This is a genomic window from Marivirga sp. (assembly GCF_035704835.1).
Taxonomy (GTDB): Bacteria; Bacteroidota; Bacteroidia; order Cytophagales; family Cyclobacteriaceae; genus Marivirga.
In genome coordinates, this window is sequence record NZ_DASSWQ010000050.1 from 21,351 (window position 1) to 38,864 (window position 17,514).

At 32.9% G+C, this 17,514-nt stretch carries 13 protein-coding genes; 6 read left to right on the forward strand and 7 right to left on the reverse strand.

Going from position 1 to position 17,514, the window contains the following annotated elements:
- Positions 1-12: 12 nt before the first annotated feature.
- From porU to VFM92_RS08165, 3 genes are read right to left on the reverse strand one after another with little or no spacing between them, the layout of a single operon-like run.
- Positions 13-3,390 (reverse strand): type IX secretion system sortase PorU, encoded by a 3,378-nt coding sequence (gene porU, locus VFM92_RS08155; protein WP_325121713.1) that lies wholly within the window; start codon positions 3,388-3,390, stop codon positions 13-15.
- Between the two features lie 41 nt (positions 3,391-3,431).
- On the reverse strand, positions 3,432-4,115 hold the full coding sequence (gene pssA, locus VFM92_RS08160) for a CDP-diacylglycerol--serine O-phosphatidyltransferase (RefSeq protein WP_325121714.1): 684 nt from the start codon (positions 4,113-4,115) through the stop codon (positions 3,432-3,434).
- Between the two features lie 6 nt (positions 4,116-4,121).
- A complete protein-coding gene (locus VFM92_RS08165) occupies positions 4,122-4,766 on the reverse strand; it encodes an MBL fold metallo-hydrolase (protein ID WP_325121715.1) in 645 nt (214 codons plus the stop codon).
- A gap of 159 nt (positions 4,767-4,925) precedes the next feature.
- Here VFM92_RS08165 and VFM92_RS08170 point away from each other — a divergent pair, with 159 nt between their 5' ends.
- The 3 genes from VFM92_RS08170 (at position 4,926) to VFM92_RS08180 (ending at position 10,204) form a co-directional block, all read left to right on the forward strand.
- Positions 4,926-5,984 carry an NAD(P)/FAD-dependent oxidoreductase gene (locus tag VFM92_RS08170; RefSeq protein WP_325121716.1) on the forward strand — a complete coding sequence of 353 codons (1,059 nt, stop codon included), beginning with the start codon at positions 4,926-4,928 and terminating at the stop codon, positions 5,982-5,984.
- Between the two features lies 1 nt (position 5,985).
- Positions 5,986-9,246, forward strand: a complete 3,261-nt coding sequence (locus VFM92_RS08175; protein WP_325121717.1) for a hypothetical protein — start codon at positions 5,986-5,988, stop codon at positions 9,244-9,246.
- Positions 9,247-9,325: 79 nt separating this feature from the next.
- On the forward strand, positions 9,326-10,204 hold the full coding sequence (locus tag VFM92_RS08180; protein ID WP_325121718.1) for a YicC/YloC family endoribonuclease: 879 nt from the start codon (positions 9,326-9,328) through the stop codon (positions 10,202-10,204).
- An 89-nt stretch (positions 10,205-10,293) separates the two neighbouring features.
- On the opposite strand, the gene VFM92_RS08185 is transcribed toward VFM92_RS08180, so the two are convergent.
- Together VFM92_RS08185 and VFM92_RS08190 are read right to left on the reverse strand one after the other, a co-directional pair.
- Positions 10,294-11,181 carry a hypothetical protein gene (locus tag VFM92_RS08185; protein ID WP_325121719.1) on the reverse strand — a complete coding sequence of 296 codons (888 nt, stop codon included), beginning with the start codon at positions 11,179-11,181 and terminating at the stop codon, positions 10,294-10,296.
- Positions 11,182-11,359: 178 nt separating this feature from the next.
- The gene (locus tag VFM92_RS08190) at positions 11,360-11,860 is read right to left on the reverse strand and encodes a DUF6702 family protein (protein WP_325121720.1); all 501 of its coding nucleotides are present in this window, start codon (positions 11,858-11,860) and stop codon (positions 11,360-11,362) included.
- 181 nt (positions 11,861-12,041) lie between these two features.
- Between VFM92_RS08190 and VFM92_RS08195 the strand changes: the two genes are divergently transcribed.
- Together VFM92_RS08195 and VFM92_RS08200 are read left to right on the forward strand one after the other, a co-directional pair.
- A complete protein-coding gene (locus tag VFM92_RS08195; RefSeq protein ID WP_325121721.1) occupies positions 12,042-12,629 on the forward strand; it encodes a HupE/UreJ family protein in 588 nt (195 codons plus the stop codon).
- Between the two features lie 25 nt (positions 12,630-12,654).
- Positions 12,655-14,964: a M1 family metallopeptidase gene (locus tag VFM92_RS08200; RefSeq protein ID WP_325121722.1), complete on the forward strand. Its 2,310-nt coding sequence runs from the start codon at positions 12,655-12,657 to the stop codon at positions 14,962-14,964.
- A 306-nt stretch (positions 14,965-15,270) separates the two neighbouring features.
- Here VFM92_RS08200 and VFM92_RS08205 read toward each other — a convergent pair whose 3' ends face one another.
- Positions 15,271-15,660, reverse strand: a complete 390-nt coding sequence (locus tag VFM92_RS08205) for an STAS/SEC14 domain-containing protein (RefSeq protein WP_325121723.1) — start codon at positions 15,658-15,660, stop codon at positions 15,271-15,273.
- A gap of 278 nt (positions 15,661-15,938) precedes the next feature.
- On the opposite strand from VFM92_RS08205, the gene VFM92_RS08210 reads away from it, so the two are divergent.
- Entirely contained in the window at positions 15,939-16,169 is a 231-nt protein-coding gene (locus VFM92_RS08210) for a cytochrome b5 domain-containing protein (RefSeq protein ID WP_325121724.1), read from the forward strand.
- Here VFM92_RS08210 and VFM92_RS08215 read toward each other — a convergent pair.
- Entirely contained in the window at positions 16,158-17,300 is a 1,143-nt protein-coding gene (locus tag VFM92_RS08215) for a Na/Pi symporter (protein WP_325121725.1), read from the reverse strand. The two genes, VFM92_RS08210 and VFM92_RS08215, sit on opposite strands and share 12 nt — an antisense overlap.
- Between the last annotated feature and the right edge of the window lie 214 nt (positions 17,301-17,514).

Genomic DNA, 17,514 nt, shown 5'->3' on the forward strand with positions numbered 1-17,514 from the left:
CTTCAAATATACTTAATTGATAACAATTAGCTTTTTAATTTGGTCAGTTTTTGCATTATCTTCTACAGAACGAAGAAAAACCCTGACAAAATATATTCCTGCCGAAAGTTTTCTTCCATTTTTATCTTTCAGATTCCAGATATCCTGTTGGAAATCATTTTCTGTCCGAAAATTATGTGCATATATTAACTTCCCCTGATTATTTAGTATTTGGTAAGTGAACTCTACTTCTGCATTTCTTCTATTCTGTCTTAAAGTAAAATTAACCTCATTAGTGGCAGGGTTTGGATACATTCTAAAATCTAAAATTGAAAATTCTTCATTTCCTACCACTTCAAATTCTATTGTAGATTTCGATTTATTATTGAAAACGTCTAAGGCTGTCACAGTTAAATAATGCTTGCCTTCTGGCAAATCTGTTAAATTATAGCGAATTGTACCTTCCTGATAAGAGTCTATATCATAATAGAAAAAATCATTCAACTTTGCAGGTTCGTTTCCATCTAACGAAAAAGTGATCCCAGGATTGATTGCATTATTAGAAATACTAATACCGTGTTCGTCAAATAAATCAATTATTAAATCAGCTCCACTACCTGTTTTGTCTCCATTTGTAAAACCTCTATCATTTAAGAAAATATTAATATCAGGTCCTATATTATCCTGGTTTGTTACTAGACTACTACCCCCAATCACGTAATTATCATTAAAACCATTGGCATCTAAAAGTTGCTCTTTGTTTTCAGCATATAAGCTAAACTTACCATTCTCAATTTTGTAATCAATTTCCTTGGGAACGAAAAAAGTGAAATCAAAATCTCCGTTTGAAACACTTGCTTTTCCACGGTAAATCACTTGATCGTAAGTCATAAAATTAAATCGGTTTTCACCTGGATCTGTCGTGCTGCTTTCCGCTGGTTTGTCATACAATTCCGCTGTTAGTTGACCCGAAAAAGAATTCATTTTTTGTCCGGAAGAATTTTCAATTATACCGCTCACCGTAATTTTAGACATACTGCTAATCGTATCAGTCGGACCATTTTCATTCAGTACTTCCTCAATTTTTATATTATTTTGAGGCTCCGCTAAGGTTACTGCAGGGTCTCCCAATAAAATGAAATTTCGATTCTTCACCCCTACTATTCCTGAATTTTTAGTATTCTTAATGATATCGCCAAACTTTTGAGGCTCTCCTCCGGCTGGCTTAAATACATGTTGAAAAAAAGCGCGGTTTAGTGTTGCATTTGAACTTGATTCCACTGGACGGGAGGTAGTTAATAATCCAATTGCTCCTCCATCCGCTTTCAGTAACATTTCTTGTGCTCCAGAAACTATATTAGGATTATCAAATCTTCCGTATTCACAAGTAGCGGTAACAAAAAGTGGTAATTGGTCCAAATTATTCCAATCATTCACCATTTCTTTTGTAAGAATTGCCTCATTGGTCCAGCTATTTTCCGAACCATGTCCAATATAATTTACTATGAGTGCTCCTTTTTCACTCATCTCATTGATGGCTTCTCGCATTTTTGGAGAACGCTGCGAACTGGCAAAAACCTCTTGCTCAAAAGCCCCTAAATAAAGTTTATTAATATTATAGAATCCAAAGTTATCAATGACATAATCGCTAAGAATTTCCGAATCTCTATGGAAAATATTTCCATCTTCATCATCAGCAATAAAATAGATTTCGTTTCTCCACTTATTAAAAACTTGAGGATTACTTTCGTAATGAATGATTTTATCAATAGCATCTCGAACCTCTTCAATTGATTTTGCTGGAATTCTACCAATCCCTAAATCAACATCGTCAATATTATTAAAAACCTCTTCCCAAACTCCTTCATTTTCTTCCATGAAACCATAAAAGTCATCAGAGGCGTAGGTGAATACAGGATGAAGGGAATTTCTGGATTGATAGACGGGAACCAGATTAGTATTATTGGTGACTCTATCCTTATAGTCGTAAGAAGCTCCTCCTAATAGGAGGACATATTGAAGTTTATCAGGATTTTTTTGATAAAAAGATTTTATGTAATTCCTAATTGCGGAAACATCCTTCCTTCCAGACCCAAACTCATTATAAATTTCGCTAACCGAAGCAATCTCTACTTGATATCCATTATGATTTCTTCTAAAATTAGCTAATCGATTCGCTTCTTCCGCAAAATCATCATAAGCAATTATCAGATAATTTGGGCTAGTTGAAGTTTTTAGGTTTTGACTTTCTATTTCTTCAATGAAAGCAACATCGTGGGCATTAAATGCATCGAAGACCACAAATTTTCTCTCTTTCAAATCCTCGGATTGACTGAAATTAAATTGCTGATTTTTAATACTTATTTCTTTATAATTTAGTAGATCGCTTACCTCCCAAACTTCATGAGAAGACGTGAGACCTGAAAATTGCACTTGATAATTTCCAGCATGTTGAAATGCTCTGTTTCTCAATACAAGTTGTTTGTCACCCACAATTAACTTTTGGGGAACGGTTAGAAATAAAAAATCCAAATATCCATCTGACCTACCCGACCCTAATGATTCATGCGTAAGGTTCACAATAAGATCTTGACCTGACAAAAGATTTGTAGTAAGCTGAGAATAATTTCGTACCATCTCTCCTTTTTCTCTGTATGGGAATATGGTAAAGTCCGAAACTGTGGGCATACTCTCAGAAGCCAAATCAAACTCATTTAACGAAATATTCAAATTTGCTGAGTTATAGGTCTGTGCCATATACTGCGTATAAAGAATTATTTCATTATTCTGTGCTAACTCATGGGTTAATTGAAATTGAAATTCTTGTGTTTTGTTAATATTAAATGATTCACCAAACCATTGTCTTCCTGACCTTAAAATATTGATTTCATCAATTTCATGAGCATAAACAGCATCAAACCAATCAATTACTTCTCCCCCTAAAAATTCGCTGGATGATTCCGTTATTATTTCATTTACTTCATCAGCATGCACATCAATAAAGAAAAATAAAGAATCACTATAAAGATTATTACTATACTGATAAACCTCTTTCTCAAAATCATACTTGATATTTTGAACTGCATCCGCATAAAAATAAACAATGTCATCGGACTGAAAACTGTCATCGCCATTAGACTGAATCTTCATGGGAAGAGGCTGCGGATCAAAAGGATATTGGATTGCATTTGCTTGAGGAATGTGCCCGCCTGGCATTCCATAAACTTGAATTTGATTAGGATTAACATCTTGCGCATTTAAACCTGCGGATTCAATAAAAGCCAAATCTATTTTATGAATACCTTCCTTAACAGTAGCCACTTTTATAAGACCGCTTTTCTCTAAAATAGATTGACTGCATAGTTCATGACAAGCCAAAATGGTTAATATAACACCTAGTAAGTATTTCATTAAATGTTTTGAATAACTGACTTAACAGCTTTTGAATCAAATTAATTTCGTTTTAACAAAGTAAACTTAATTGTTGATAATAAAATGTAAAGCAAGATAACGACTGGCACAGCAGAAAATTGAAATATACTAATTAAAATTATTGCCATTACAATAGTTAGATACCTAAAAATGTTCTCTTTCATACTGAAGTTTTTAAATTTCAGCGCTATCATAGGCAGCTCAGCTACAAGCAATAATGAAAAAACGACAGAAATGACAAGCAAAGCAGGCGTTTCAAATAAAAAGCTTGTATTCTCAATATCTTTTAAGAAAATTAAAAAGCCAATAAACAAAGCATTTGCGGGAGTCGGTAAGCCTATAAATTCTTCTGATTGTCGCGTATCAATATTAAATTTAGCCAATCTAAATGCTGAAAAAACTGCGATTAAGAAAGCTGCAAAACTTAAAATCCCAGCATCATTCAATTGCAAAAATTGAAAAAGAACATAAGATGGAAGAAATCCAAAAGTCACCATATCAGCCAATGAATCTAATTGCTTTCCGATTTCAGAATGCACTTTTAGCAATCGAGCCAACATTCCATCCAAAAAATCAAACAGGGCAGCCAATACAATACAAAAAGCTACGGATTCAAAATCAAATTGGCTCGCAAAATAAACCCCTACAGCTCCAGTAAAAAGGTTAGCCGCAGTAATTATATTTGGAATGTTCTTTTTAATCATTGGAATTTATTTTATAGCACAAAATGGGTTGGTAGCTTTTTCTTTCCCTAATGTTGTTTCAGGTCCGTGGCCGCAATATACCTTTACATCATCATGATATTTAAAAAGTTTATTCTGGATGCTGCTTATTAAAGTTTCATGATCACCACCTGGCAAGTCTGTCCTTCCAATACTACCATCAAATAAAACATCTCCACCAATGAATACTCTTTCAGATTCATTCATAAAACCAATGTGACCAGGCGCATGTCCTGGCAAGAATAGAACTTTAAATTCGATATTACCAATTTTATGAATGTCACCTTCCTTAAGAAAATGGTCAGGTTGAGAAGGCTGGTAATTTGCAAAACCATATGCCGCTGAATAACTTGGGACTGCCTCCAACACCGGTAAATCCAGTTCATGCATATACAATTCCACTCCAAATTTATCTTTAACAAAAGCATTTCCCAACACATGGTCGATATGACAATGGGTGTTAATCAACTGCTGAACTTTTAAACCCTCACTTTTAATGAAATCGACCAATTCGTTTTGTTCATAGCCTTCATAGCATCCTGGATCTATAATGGCGGCATTTTTGTTGTCATCATACACTACATAGGTATTTTCCATAAATGGATTAAAAACAAATTGCTTTATATTTATCATATCATTAAAGTTTGATGCAAATTTGCTGAAATTAAAACTGTTTGCCTAAAATAAGAATTACTAAATGATACGTCTTTAAGGAAAGTAACGTATTAAATTAATAACCAAAAATTGCTTTTTTTAGCAACACAAATTTAAAACGAAGAACTCATTCAGTTTATGAAAGTTGATTTTATTGTAGTGGGGCATGGTTTGGCTTCTGTGGCCGTGGTTGAACACTTGAGAAAATGTAGTGCAACTTTTGTTGTTTTTTCGCATGAAAACCCAAATTCCAGCTCACAAGTTGCAGCTGGATTGTACAACCCTGTTACGGGCAGAAAAATGAAACAAACATGGCTGGCCGAAGAACTTTTCCCCTATTTAGAGGAATTTTATGGTGACTTGGAAAAATCTCTTAGAACTGAATTTTTACATAAGAAAGCAATCTATCGCCCTTTCTTGTCACTTGAAGACCAAAATGATTGGATAGCAAAAGAACATAAAAACGATTTTTTTATTAAAAGCACGTTTACGAATTCTAATTTTTCAGAATTTATTGGAGATAATTTTGGTGGGATATTACTAAAACAGAGTGGCTTTTTGGATGTCAAGAAAATGCTCACATATCACCGTCAAAAACTTATAAATGATAAACAATTTGTAGAAGAGAAAGTGAATTATGAGGAGTTAAAAATCGAAAAAAATCAAATACGATATAAAGATTTTGAAAGTGAGAAGATAATCTTTTGCGATGGTCCTTTAAGCCAAAATCCATTTTTCGATTGGCTACCCACTGCTCCTGTCAAAGGTGAAATTCTTCATATCACCACTGAAAAGCCACTGCCAGATGATGTAATTTTTAATAGAGGGGTTTTCATTGTCAAAAATCCAAACCACGATTACTATAGGGTTGGTGCCACTTACGAGTGGAAGAATTTAGATTATCAACCTACAGAGAAAGCTAAACATCAACTGACAGATAAATTAAATGATTTATTAAATGTTGAGTATAAAATTATTGACCAGGTAGCAGGTATAAGACCAGCCTCAAAAGACCGTAGACCTTTAATAGGAAACCATCCTGAAATGAAGAACGTATTTATTTTCAATGGTTTAGGCACAAAAGGTGTATCATTAGCACCATATTTCGCCCGTGAGTTTGTGGATTCGATAATAAATTCAAGAAAAGTTAACGATGAAGTAAACATAAACCGTTATTATCCATTATATTCAAATTAATATGAATTGGAAATACTTTAAAAATACGTTCATCATTCTAAGCATACTTTGTTTTTGTGTGCCTAAAAATGGATTTTCGCAAAATTCTGAAGAAACTTTTGGAAAGAGTAGAATTCAGTACCGCTATTTTGAATGGAAATATTACAGCACTCCACACTTTGATGTTTACTACTATTATGGTGGACAAACTTTAGCAAAACAAATTGCTGAAAATATTGAAGAAGATTTCCTTCGTATTACTGATATTATGGGTTATGCCCCTTTCAACAAAACGAAAATATTCATTTTCAATAGTAATCTAGATTACAATCAAAGTAACGTTGGATTAAATGAAGCCCAATTTAGTATAAGTGGCCAGACTAATTTTCTAAAAACCCATATCGAAATTGCTTTTTCAGGTTCTTACCAAAAATTCAAAGACGAATTAATTTATAAAATATCTAAGCTTTATGTTAAAGATATGCTTTTTGGAGGCGGATTGGTTTCTGAAGTTTTTCAATCCAACTCATTGTTCAACGTGCCTGACTGGTTTATTGATGGGATAGCTGCCTATATAGCATTTGGCTGGAGTGCCGAAATGGATGATTTTGTGAGAAGTTTTTTAATGAATAACAGTCCAAAGACGATCGATAAATTAGAAGGAAAGGAAGCTGAATTAGCAGGTCAATCAGTATGGAATTTTATCTCTGAAAAATACGGAAGAATAAATATTTCAAATATTTTAAATTTGACTAGAATAATTAGAAATGAAGAGAAAAGTATTACTAACACATTAGGCATTCCTTACAAAGCATTTTTAAATGAATACAAATACTTTTATGTTAATAATTTCTCTGATATGGAACCTGAAGAGCTTAGCAATAAAAATCGACTATCGAAACCATGGCGTGATGATTTGAAATACCGAACAAAAATCAGCCCTAATGGTGACTTTCTTGCTTATTCAATGAATAATAATGGGAAATTCAAAATAATTCTTAGAGAGATTAATACAGGCAAAGAAAAAACTATTTTCACAGGCGGACAAAGAATTCATGAGGAAAGACATGACGCATTTGCACCCGTAATGGATTGGGGTGACAGTGCTACCTTCGGTATAGTTAATTACGAAAGAGGAGTTAATATTTTATATCTGTACAATCCTTATGAGGGTAAATTTCAAAAGAGAGACTTGAGACGTTTTGATCAGGTAAATCAAATGGATATTTACCCGAATGGAAAAACAGCTGTTTTAAGCGCCAATATTAATGCACAATCTGATTTATATTTGATAAGTACTGGCAGGCCTAATATCCGAAGATTGACAAATGATGTTTTTGATGATTTACATCCCGCTTTTATCCCTGAAACCAAGAGAATAATATTTTCATCGAATAGAAATACAGATAGCCTATCTACAGAATTTAAATATGCTGATTTAGCTGATAATCGCAATCTTTTTGAATTAGATATTGACGATTTAGACCAATTAGATCAAGTGACTAATGATTTTGGACAAAACTCTAAAGTAGTTATTCCAGACAGTAGTGCTCTATATTATGTGAGTGACAAGTCAGGTATTCAGAATTTGTACAAACTCGATTTATCCAATAATACGGCAAAACAAATTACAGCATTTGGTACAGGTATTAAAGATTACGATTTCAGACCACAATACGAATACTTTTCTTTTGTTATCGATAAACATGGGGATCAGAATTTGTATTTTAGGAAAGATTTCTCTGGAAATGAAGCCAAATTTTTACCTTCTACTTTAAGAAAACAGGTTGAATTAAGTAGAAACCTTAACATTTCACCAAAAAATGAGCCACAGGAAAGGGAACTTAAGATAAAACCCAAACCTGAAAATCCCAATGAGTTTAAAAGAGATTCAACTTTATCTGGTTTAGAACGAAAGCTAAATGAAAGAACTGAATCAACTTCGAAATTAAATGCTGATAATTTCGATTTTGAACAGAAGGAAAGTGCTGGTAATAAAAGTGAGAGCTCATTATTAAAAAACTTAAGTAAATTAAGAAATACAGCTAGTCTGGTTGGTCCATTAGATTATGAACCTACTTTCACTACAAATAATGTTACGGCCTCTTGGAATATTGACCCTTTAATTGGGCTAACCATGTATTCCAGATATCAAATGAATGACTTGAGAGAAAACAACAAATTCTATGGCGGTTTTAATGTGTCATTACAAGATTTTAAAAGCGGTGCTATTTTCGGTGAATATCAGTATTTAGAAAGATTAGTTGATTATAGTGTTCGATTTGAAAGAGAAGTTTATGCCCATAAATTAAATAATAGGGAAACTGACCAGACCTATTCTTTAAATCATTTCAGTTTTGGAGGTGCTTATCCTTTTTCCAATAATAGTAGAATCAGTATTAAACCACATATAGTGTATCAGCGCTATGTAGAAACTAGCTATAATGTATTGACCCAAAGCAACACTCTTGCAAAATCACCACTACAAAATGATATCTTTTTTGGAGGAAAAATTGAATATATATACGATAACTCTCAGCCAATAGCACTTAATATGAGACAAGGTTTTAGAGGGAAAGTAGTATTTGAAAATTATACTTCAGGTTTTCAAGAAGGTCAATCCTTTAGCAAATTGTACCTTGATTTAAGGAATTATCAAAAAGTATTTAGAGAAATAACTTTTGCAAGTAGATTTTATGCTGGCGGATTTTTTGGGAAAAACTCTCCGTATTTTATGCTTGGAGGTGTAGATAATTGGGTGTTCAGAAGAATAAATCAGCCTAGACCAAATTCCGATAATGTTAGTATTGAAGATAATCCTTTAACCCTTACTTCTGCTGAAAGTCCTGTTCACAATAAGCATATTTTATTTCATGACTTTGTAACTGGCTTAAGAGGCTTTCAATTAAATGAATTTAGTGGGAAAAATGTAATGTTGCTTAGTAATGAATTAAGATTTCCTATTTTTAGAGTTTTAAGTAATAACGCAATGACTTCTGATTTTGCTAGAAATTTTCAACTCATTGGATTCTACGATATCGGAACTGCCTGGTTAGGTGGAAGCCCATGGGATCAAAATAATAGTATTAACCGGCAAACTATAGAATCAGAAAATTTCTCTGCAGTCATTAGAAACTATAAAAACCCTTGGCTATCTTCGCTCGGAATGGGAATTCGCACCACTATTTTAGGATACTATGTAAGACTTGATTACGCCTATCCTATTGAAGATTATATCGTACAAAATCCAAAATTAAGTTTAAGCATCGGTTACGATTTTTAATCTTTTCAATCTATTAGAATAAACGATTTAGTTTAAAACTGAATTTTGAAAGCGAATTAATTACAGATTTAAAAATTTTATGATAAAATCAATGACTGGCTTTGGTATTGCCGAAGCCCAAAACGATAACATTACAATTGAGGTAGAAATAAAAACGCTTAATTCTAAATTTTTAGACCTATCCTTAAAGCTTCCTAAAGTTTTAAATGCAAAAGAAATTGAGGTCCGAAATTTAATTACTCAACAATTGATTAGAGGGAAAACATCCGTTTTCATCAAAGTTTCAGAAAAAAATAAACAACTGGCATTACCCAATATTGACCAAGAACTTTTCGCTGCTTATTTGGAAAAGCTTTCAGAACTAGAAAAGCTTAATGGTAGAAACTTTCATGATATTATGAAAATGTCATTAGATGCACCAGATATCATAAAATATGAAGAAGATCAGCTTCGGGAAGAAGACCAATTGCTAATTATTGAAACCTTAAAAAGTGCCTTAGAAAAATGTAATGAATTCAGAGAAACAGAGGGGAAAACAGTGAGTGATATTTTAGGAGGTTACATTAACACAATTTCTGAAAAACTGGAAAAGGCCAAGGAAATTGAGCCAAAAAGAATGGAGAAGATCCGCAACAGATTGCAAAACAACATTAAAGAATTGACTCTATCTGTGGATTATGACCAAGAAAGATTGGAGCAAGAATTAATCTATTATTCAGAAAAATTGGATGTAAATGAAGAAATAGAACGTTTGTCTATTCATTTAAAATATTTCTTAAATACGCTCAAGAGCAAAGAAGAATCTCACGGAAAAAAATTGGGGTTTATTAGCCAGGAGATTGGTCGGGAAATCAACACTTTAGGCTCCAAAGCCAATGATTCAGATTTGCAGGAACAAGTCATTCAAATGAAAGAAGAGCTAGAAAAAATTAAAGAACAGAGTTTGAACGTACTTTAAGGTAAAACAATAATTTTGTATCGGTTTTTAGTAGGAATCAGCTCTTCTTATAATTTATCTGAAGAGCTGATACCTTTTTTTTGTAGTTATTACTTATCAATCTCTATAACCAAATAGTTTGTATCCTTCCAAAAAATATCTGGTTTCAAAATATTAAGGCGCTCAACCTCATATGAATTTTCTACTAATTCATAACTGTCTTCTGAGTGTATACTTATCAATTTGACTTTTTTACTGTTCAATTCAATCGACATCAATTCGTCTTTCTTTGCTTTATTAAACAGGCTGTCAGAAGCTTCCGCATTAATCACTTTCACTCTTCCTAATCCAATAAAACCGCCTTCTTTATTTACAATCTCCTTTTCTTTTAAAGTCTTTGAATCAGCTACTAGGTAAAACGCTTCATTTAATTTGGTTTCTAGTTCATTAGATATTGAAATCTGGTTTTCCAGCTTAACTTCTAACTCGCTTAGTTGTTGCTCTAGTGAATTTCGTAATTCAGTTATTTCATTCTCCTTTTCGATAAGGCTTTTACTGGATTCTTCCAATCTTTTATCTAACGCCAAAATCTCCTCACTTTTAGCTCCTGATTGTTGTCTTAAATGAACTAGACTTTTAGTCAAATTCATGATTTTTATTCTAGAATTTTCAATAATAGCATTTATTTGAGATATTCTATTACGAATGACTTTAGCGACATCTTTATCTTTGCTATCATTTAAATCAGCTTTTAGCTCACTAACCGATGCTTGATTTTCGGCAATTTCTTTAAGGTTTTCATCAATCTCATCTAATGTAGTTTCGTATTGGTCAATAGAAACCTCAATTTCACTACTACTTCTTCTTAATTTATCATTCTCAATTCTCAATTCAGAGATTTTCTCTTTCAATTCGGCATTTTCTTCTTTTAATTTATTCTGGCACGAAGTGAAAGACACCATGAATACCAGGAACAAAATCAACGTATAATTTTTCATACTAAGTAATTTAGATTTTTTATCTATAATACAAACGTATAAGATTTACTATAGTTGATTAAAGTCAACATTTAATTGAATGAAGAGATAAATAAACTCTTGAGCAGAGTTTAAACTTGATTTTAGGGTGCTTCTTGAGAAATTAAAATATAGCCTACTGTTTCTTACTTAATGATAGCTAATACACCTCAAACTCTACTTCTTGAGTTCCATTACCTTCTGTTAATCTTAGCGTTTTGATTTTTCCGGCTAAATCGGTGTGAACCAAATTAGATTGTGTATCGAATTCATCAAACAAGACTGTGTTGGTGATTTTAAATTTTTCTGGCTTCCTTACTTTGTAGATTTCCTGATATACCCAAAGCACATTTTCTTCTAACTCACTGCCTATATATGTGATTTCCTGTATCTTACCATCAATCTCAACTGCAAACCTTTTGGAATAATAATCTTTAACCATTTCGTCAATTTCAGCAGTGCTTTCCATTGCTAAAATATCAAGATTAACATTATAATGTTTATTTAAAGTTTGTTCGAAATCATCCACAAAAACTTTATGCATAATCTGAACTGACTTACTATCTTCCTTATAAACCAAGTCTGATATGGAAACATAGAAAGGATGTAGCATTCCGCTAAGCACCCATAAAAAACCGATAATAAAATTGCTATACAACATTTTTGAAAGTCTAGTGACTGTTTTACAAAATTATGGTAATATTATGTTTTGTTATCATAAAACTGAAAAATTACTAAAATAGTCCATTTATAAATATTAGGAATGGTCTACATCTACTTGATATTCAGCAGCAAATGATAAATTTAATGCAATATTAATTTTTAGATTCTACATAAAGAATATGTCAACTTTTAAAGCCTACTTTCTAGAAGGACTAGAACACATACTGGACATAAACGGATATGATCATATTTTATTCGTTCTTGCGCTGGCCGCTATTTATTTAATCCGTGACTGGAAGAAGGTTTTAATCCTCATCACAGCTTTTACAATTGGTCATTCTATTACCTTGGCGTTATCAACTTTAAATTATGTGGTGATAAACCCAGCATTAATAGAATTTTTAATTCCTGTCACCATTTTTATAACCGCTTTTGTCAATCTTTTTAAAAAGGAGCAAGCGTTAAGAAACAATGGAAGCATGCAATTAAATTATATTTTCGCCTTGCTTTTTGGTTTAATACATGGATTAGGATTTAGTAATTACCTGAAAGCTATATTGGGTAAAAACAGTTCGATTGTAATGGAATTATTGGCTTTCAATATAGGACTTGAAGTAGGACAAATTATCATAGTGCTGTGCTTCTTGGTTTTATCTTTTATCTTTATAGATCTATTCGGTTTAAAAAGAAGAGATTGGGTGCTGATTGTTTCCAGCGCCATTGCAGGAATCGCTGTGACAATCATGATGGAAACAAAATTTTGGTAAGTAGTACATTAAATTAAAAATAGATATGAAAAGAATATTTACAGCCATAATGGCATTTTTTGCTTTTGCAGCCACTGCTCAAGAGTATAAAAACCAAGGCAAATTTGAGCAACTTGATTATATGTTAAGGTCACCGAATGTGTATAGAACAGCTTCAGGTGCACCAGGACATATGTATTGGCAACAAAAAGCGGATTACAAAATTGATGTGACGTTAGATGAAAAGAAAAACCAAATAATTGGTTCAGAAACCATCACTTACACCAATAATTCTCCTGATGATTTGACCTATTTATGGGTTCAGCTTGACCAGAATATGCGTGCTAAAAATAGTATGACTTATGCTGTGGATGAAAATAGTGTTCCTAGCAGAGCAAGTGAAGGACAAATTGACCAGATGATGGGTTATCCTGATTATGATGGTGGACATAAAATCCAAAAATTAGTTGATGCTGATGGTAACGACATGAATTACATCATCAACAATACTATGATGAGAATTGATTTGGATGAGCCTTTAAAAGCAGGTGAACAAATTTCTTTCTCTATTGACTGGTTTTACAACATCAACGACAGAGCCAGAATGGGCGGCCGAGGTGGTTTTGACTACTTTGAGGGTGATGATAATACGGTTTATACTATCACACAATGGTTTCCAAGAATGGCAGTTTACAATGATTTCGAAGGATGGCAGAACAAGCAATTTATCGGAAGCGGTGAGTTTGCATTGCCATTCGGAGATTATGAAGTAAACATCACTGTTCCTGAAGACCATATTATTGCTTCAACTGGAGAATTGCAAAATCCAAATGAAGTATTAACCGCTGACCAATTAGAAAGATGGGAAAAATCAAAAACTGCTGATGAGCCTGTTTTAATTGTAACTAAAAAAGAGGCTGAAAAAGCTGAGAAAAGTAAAGCGTCTGGTACCAAAACATGGACATACAAAGCAGAAAATGTTCGTGACTTTGCCTTCGGTTCTTCCCGTAAATTTATCTGGGATGCAATGGGTGTTGATATTGATGGCAAAACGGTAATGGCCATGTCATACTATCCAAAAGAAGCTTGGGGTTTGTGGGATAAATATTCCACCGAGGTTGTAGCTCACACTTTAAAAGTTTATTCAAGGATGACTATTCCATATCCTTACCCTGTGGCTATTTCGGTAGAAGCAGCCAACGGGATGGAATATCCAATGATTTGTTTCAACTACGGAAGACCAGCAGAAGATGGTACATATTCAGCAAGAACTAAATACGGAATGATAGGTGTAATTATCCATGAAGTTGGTCACAACTTCTTCCCTATGATTGTAAATTCAGATGAGCGTCAATGGACTTGGATGGATGAAGGTTTGAACAGCTTTGTGCAGTTTGTTGCTGAGCAAGAATGGGAACCAAACTACCCAAGTCGTAGAGGTCCTGCTGGAAATATTGTTTCATATATGAAGGGCGATAAAAACAATATCCGTCCAATTATGACTAACTCTGAAAACATTATCCAGTTTGGAAATAATGCGTATGGGAAACCTGCAACTGCGCTTAATATTTTGAGAGAAACAGTAATGGGAAGAGAGCTTTTTGACAAATCATTTAAAACATTTTCTCAAAGATGGGCATTTAAACACCCCACTCCTGCAGACTTTTTCCGTACAATGGAAGATGCTTCAGCAGTTGATTTAGATTGGTTTTGGAGAGGTTGGTTCTACAGCACTGACCATGTGGATATCGCTATCAAAGATGTAGAATGGTACCAGCTTGATTCTAAAAATCCTGATATTGAAAACAAAATCAATAAAGAGAGAGCTGAACAAGGAAGTTATCATGTAACTCCAGATAAAAACAGTGAAGAAGGCGTTCAAACTGTTGTAGAAAAACATCCTGAATTGAAAGATTTCTACAATAGCTACGATCCTTTTGAAGTAAGCAGCGATGATAGAAAAGCTTACAAATCTTTTAGAGCCTCCTTATCTCCAAAAGAAAAAGAATTAATGGATGGAGGATATAATTTCTACGAGGTTAAATATGAAAACAAAGGTGGATTAGTAATGCCAATCATAGTGGAAGTTACTTATAAAGATGGAAGCAAAGAAACTTTAAAATATCCTGCTGAAATTTGGAGAAAGAGAGAAAATACTGCCACGAAAGTAATTATCTCTCAAAAAGAGATTATTCAATTTCAGGTGGACCCTAAAAGAGAGACAGCGGATGTTGATGAAGAAAACAACTACTGGCCACCAAGAAGTATTCCAAACAAATTTGAATTATATCAAATAAGGAATGCTACCCCAAGAGGTCAATCTCCTGAGGATAATGAAATGAGCAGAAATAAATAAAGTAGTTTCACTACAATTAATATTTTACCACAAAAGAGTCAACAGAAAACAAAAGTATAATTGCCGTTGGCAATTAAAATGAGCATAAAGCCTCAAGTACTTTTGATCAATTAGATTCTTTTGTGGTTTTTTATTAAAAATAGATATTGATCAATTTTAATACCCTTTGTGTCCTTCGTGAATTTTTCGAGACACTTAGTGGTTAAAAGTACACAGCCTTAGGCTGTGAAAAAACAAAGGCAGGGAACCACCCCTGCCTTTTTTGTTAACCTAAACTAAATTATTCCCTGTTTTACATGAAATGACTTATGCTTTCAACCACACTTTAGCATCCTCCAAGCTGTTGAAATATTGAAAATTCAATTTCCCTTTCTGCTTATCTAAAATATTTTTCGCAGCAAATTTTCTAAATACATCTTTTGAAACCACCACCGCAATTTTCTCTACTTCCTGAGCTGCTTTTGGAATTAGTGACTCAGAAACCCACTTTTGATCTTCTAATGACAATAATCCAGCATCAATATTATTTTGAAGCCAATTTTTGATTTGCGGTTGCTTACATAATTCGTAATTCGCTAGCATTGCAGCACGATAATCCTCACTTTTTAAACTTCCATGAAAAGTAATCATGGCAGCTTGAACATCGCTTTGTTCTTCAATGGTTACTTTTTCTGATTGAGACACTAAAGTTGACATATTCTTATAATTTTTTATACAATGTAAAAGTAGCTGACTACTTTAAAACTGTTTTATTTAGCTGACGAATTAAGGTACAGAAGTAGTTCTAAATGTATTTTTCAATTATTTGATTAGACAACCTTTAGTTTTTAAGATAGACCTATTGCCTATAAACATGAATAGGTTAGATTATTCCCAAAAACTACATATTTTCAAATTTTTATTCTGAAATTTGAAATAAATTAGCATGTAATAAAATTATATATTGATTAGCTTTAATTTTAAAAAAGTATCTAATGAAGAAATATAGCCCTCAACAGCTTGCTTTGCGTAACGGACAAGACAGAGAAGAAATCTGGATAGCTTATAAGGGAATTATATATGATGCAACCAATTCCAAACTGTGGAGAAATGGAACGCATTATGAACATTGGTCAGGACAAGATTTAACCAATGAGTTAAAAGATGCACCACATACAGAAATAGTATTTGAAAGATTGAATATTATTGGGGAATTAATCCAATGAATCAGTCGGATTGATAGTCTTATGTATACTTTCTTCTATTTTAATATCTGTCTCCTTTTCATTTCCTTCTTCTTTGTTAAAGGATATTAAAACAAATGGAATTAGGAAGAAGGTTAGGATAATATAAACAAAACCAGCAATTCTAAATTTCATAGCCAAACGCCCAAAGGATTTAGCCATTCTTACAGGAATATTTCTAATAATTGGAAATGGAAGGAAAATTAAGACTCCAATCAAATTAAAAAACAAGTGAACCAAGGCAATGCTAACAGCTGCTTCTGATTTAAAAAGTGCTGCAATTAATGCCGTAATAGTAGTCCCAATATTTGCCCCTAAAATAAAAGTAAAACTTTGCTTCAAACTGATTTTTCTAGTTGCCACAAATGGGACAATCACTGATGTTGTTACTGAGCTACTTTGAACGCCAGCTGTAAAAACAATCCCCCAGAAAAAAGAGCGATATGGACTTCCAAAGAAGTATTTTTGTAAAAATTCTCTTGAGCCACCTGTAATAGATTTATATAAAGTCTTAGATAAAAATTTGACTGTTATGGCTAGCATAACAAAAGAAGAAATAGCCAAAACAACAGGATAAGGAATTAAACCGCCAATAAACAATACTATTGGCTTAGTAAACAAAAAGTATCTAAATTCAGAATCTTGGGCTACATAATCAGCTCCTAAAATGAAATTGGAGGCTGCCGAGGAAAGATTAGTCAATACACCATAATTATATTCTAAAGGAAATAGTATGGCCACTACCAATATATTAAAGAAATCGTGGACTACACCTGCTCCTATTGCTTTTCTAAATTCATCTCTATTCGTGATAAAACTCAAAGAAACCAAAGTACTGGTTAAAGTAGTTCCAATATTCGCCCCCATAATCATAGGAATTGCATCAGAAAACTCAATAGAGCCAGAAGCCACAATAGCCACAATCATAGAAGTGCTGGTACTGCTACTTTGAATAATTGCTGTGATTAAGAGTCCAATAAAAAGACTTATAAATGGATTTGCTGTAAGGTTTATGATAGAATTGGCAATATCCTTATTCAGCAATCTAAAGGAATAGCCGATAAAATCTATCGCCAATAGAAATAGAAAAATATTAAATGCAATCAATATCACCCTAAATAAGGTTGATTGCCACTTCTGCTCACTATTTAAAACTGGATTGCTGATAATTAAATATTTTCTTAGGGTATTTAAAATGCAAAATTAACTGCAATATTTTTAGTAATTGCATTTGCAAAGTAAAGCAATTGTTAAGATTTAAATATTACCCCAGTTAACCTAAAGTTAACATTACATCTGCTTATTAGCATAAAAAATTAAGTATTGT

Excerpts from the sequence above, each read along its gene's own strand:
- VFM92_RS08180 (WP_325121718.1), top strand. The coding sequence starts at position 9,326 with ATGATAAAATCAATGACTGGCTTTGGTATTGCCGAAGCCCAAAACGAT.
- VFM92_RS08200 (WP_325121722.1), top strand. The coding sequence starts at position 12,655 with ATGAAAAGAATATTTACAGCCATAATGGCATTTTTTGCTTTTGCAGCC.
- VFM92_RS08165 (WP_325121715.1), bottom strand. The coding sequence starts at position 4,766 with ATGATAAATATAAAGCAATTTGTTTTTAATCCATTTATGGAAAATACC.
- VFM92_RS08195 (WP_325121721.1), top strand. The coding sequence starts at position 12,042 with ATGTCAACTTTTAAAGCCTACTTTCTAGAAGGACTAGAACACATACTG.
- VFM92_RS08210 (WP_325121724.1), top strand. The coding sequence starts at position 15,939 with ATGAAGAAATATAGCCCTCAACAGCTTGCTTTGCGTAACGGACAAGAC.
- porU (WP_325121713.1), bottom strand. The coding sequence starts at position 3,390 with ATGAAATACTTACTAGGTGTTATATTAACCATTTTGGCTTGTCATGAA.
- VFM92_RS08205 (WP_325121723.1), bottom strand. The coding sequence starts at position 15,660 with ATGTCAACTTTAGTGTCTCAATCAGAAAAAGTAACCATTGAAGAACAA.
- VFM92_RS08175 (WP_325121717.1), top strand. The coding sequence starts at position 5,986 with ATGAATTGGAAATACTTTAAAAATACGTTCATCATTCTAAGCATACTT.
- VFM92_RS08190 (WP_325121720.1), bottom strand. The coding sequence starts at position 11,860 with ATGTTGTATAGCAATTTTATTATCGGTTTTTTATGGGTGCTTAGCGGA.
- pssA (WP_325121714.1), bottom strand. The coding sequence starts at position 4,115 with ATGATTAAAAAGAACATTCCAAATATAATTACTGCGGCTAACCTTTTT.
- VFM92_RS08185 (WP_325121719.1), bottom strand. The coding sequence starts at position 11,181 with ATGAAAAATTATACGTTGATTTTGTTCCTGGTATTCATGGTGTCTTTC.
- VFM92_RS08170 (WP_325121716.1), top strand. The coding sequence starts at position 4,926 with ATGAAAGTTGATTTTATTGTAGTGGGGCATGGTTTGGCTTCTGTGGCC.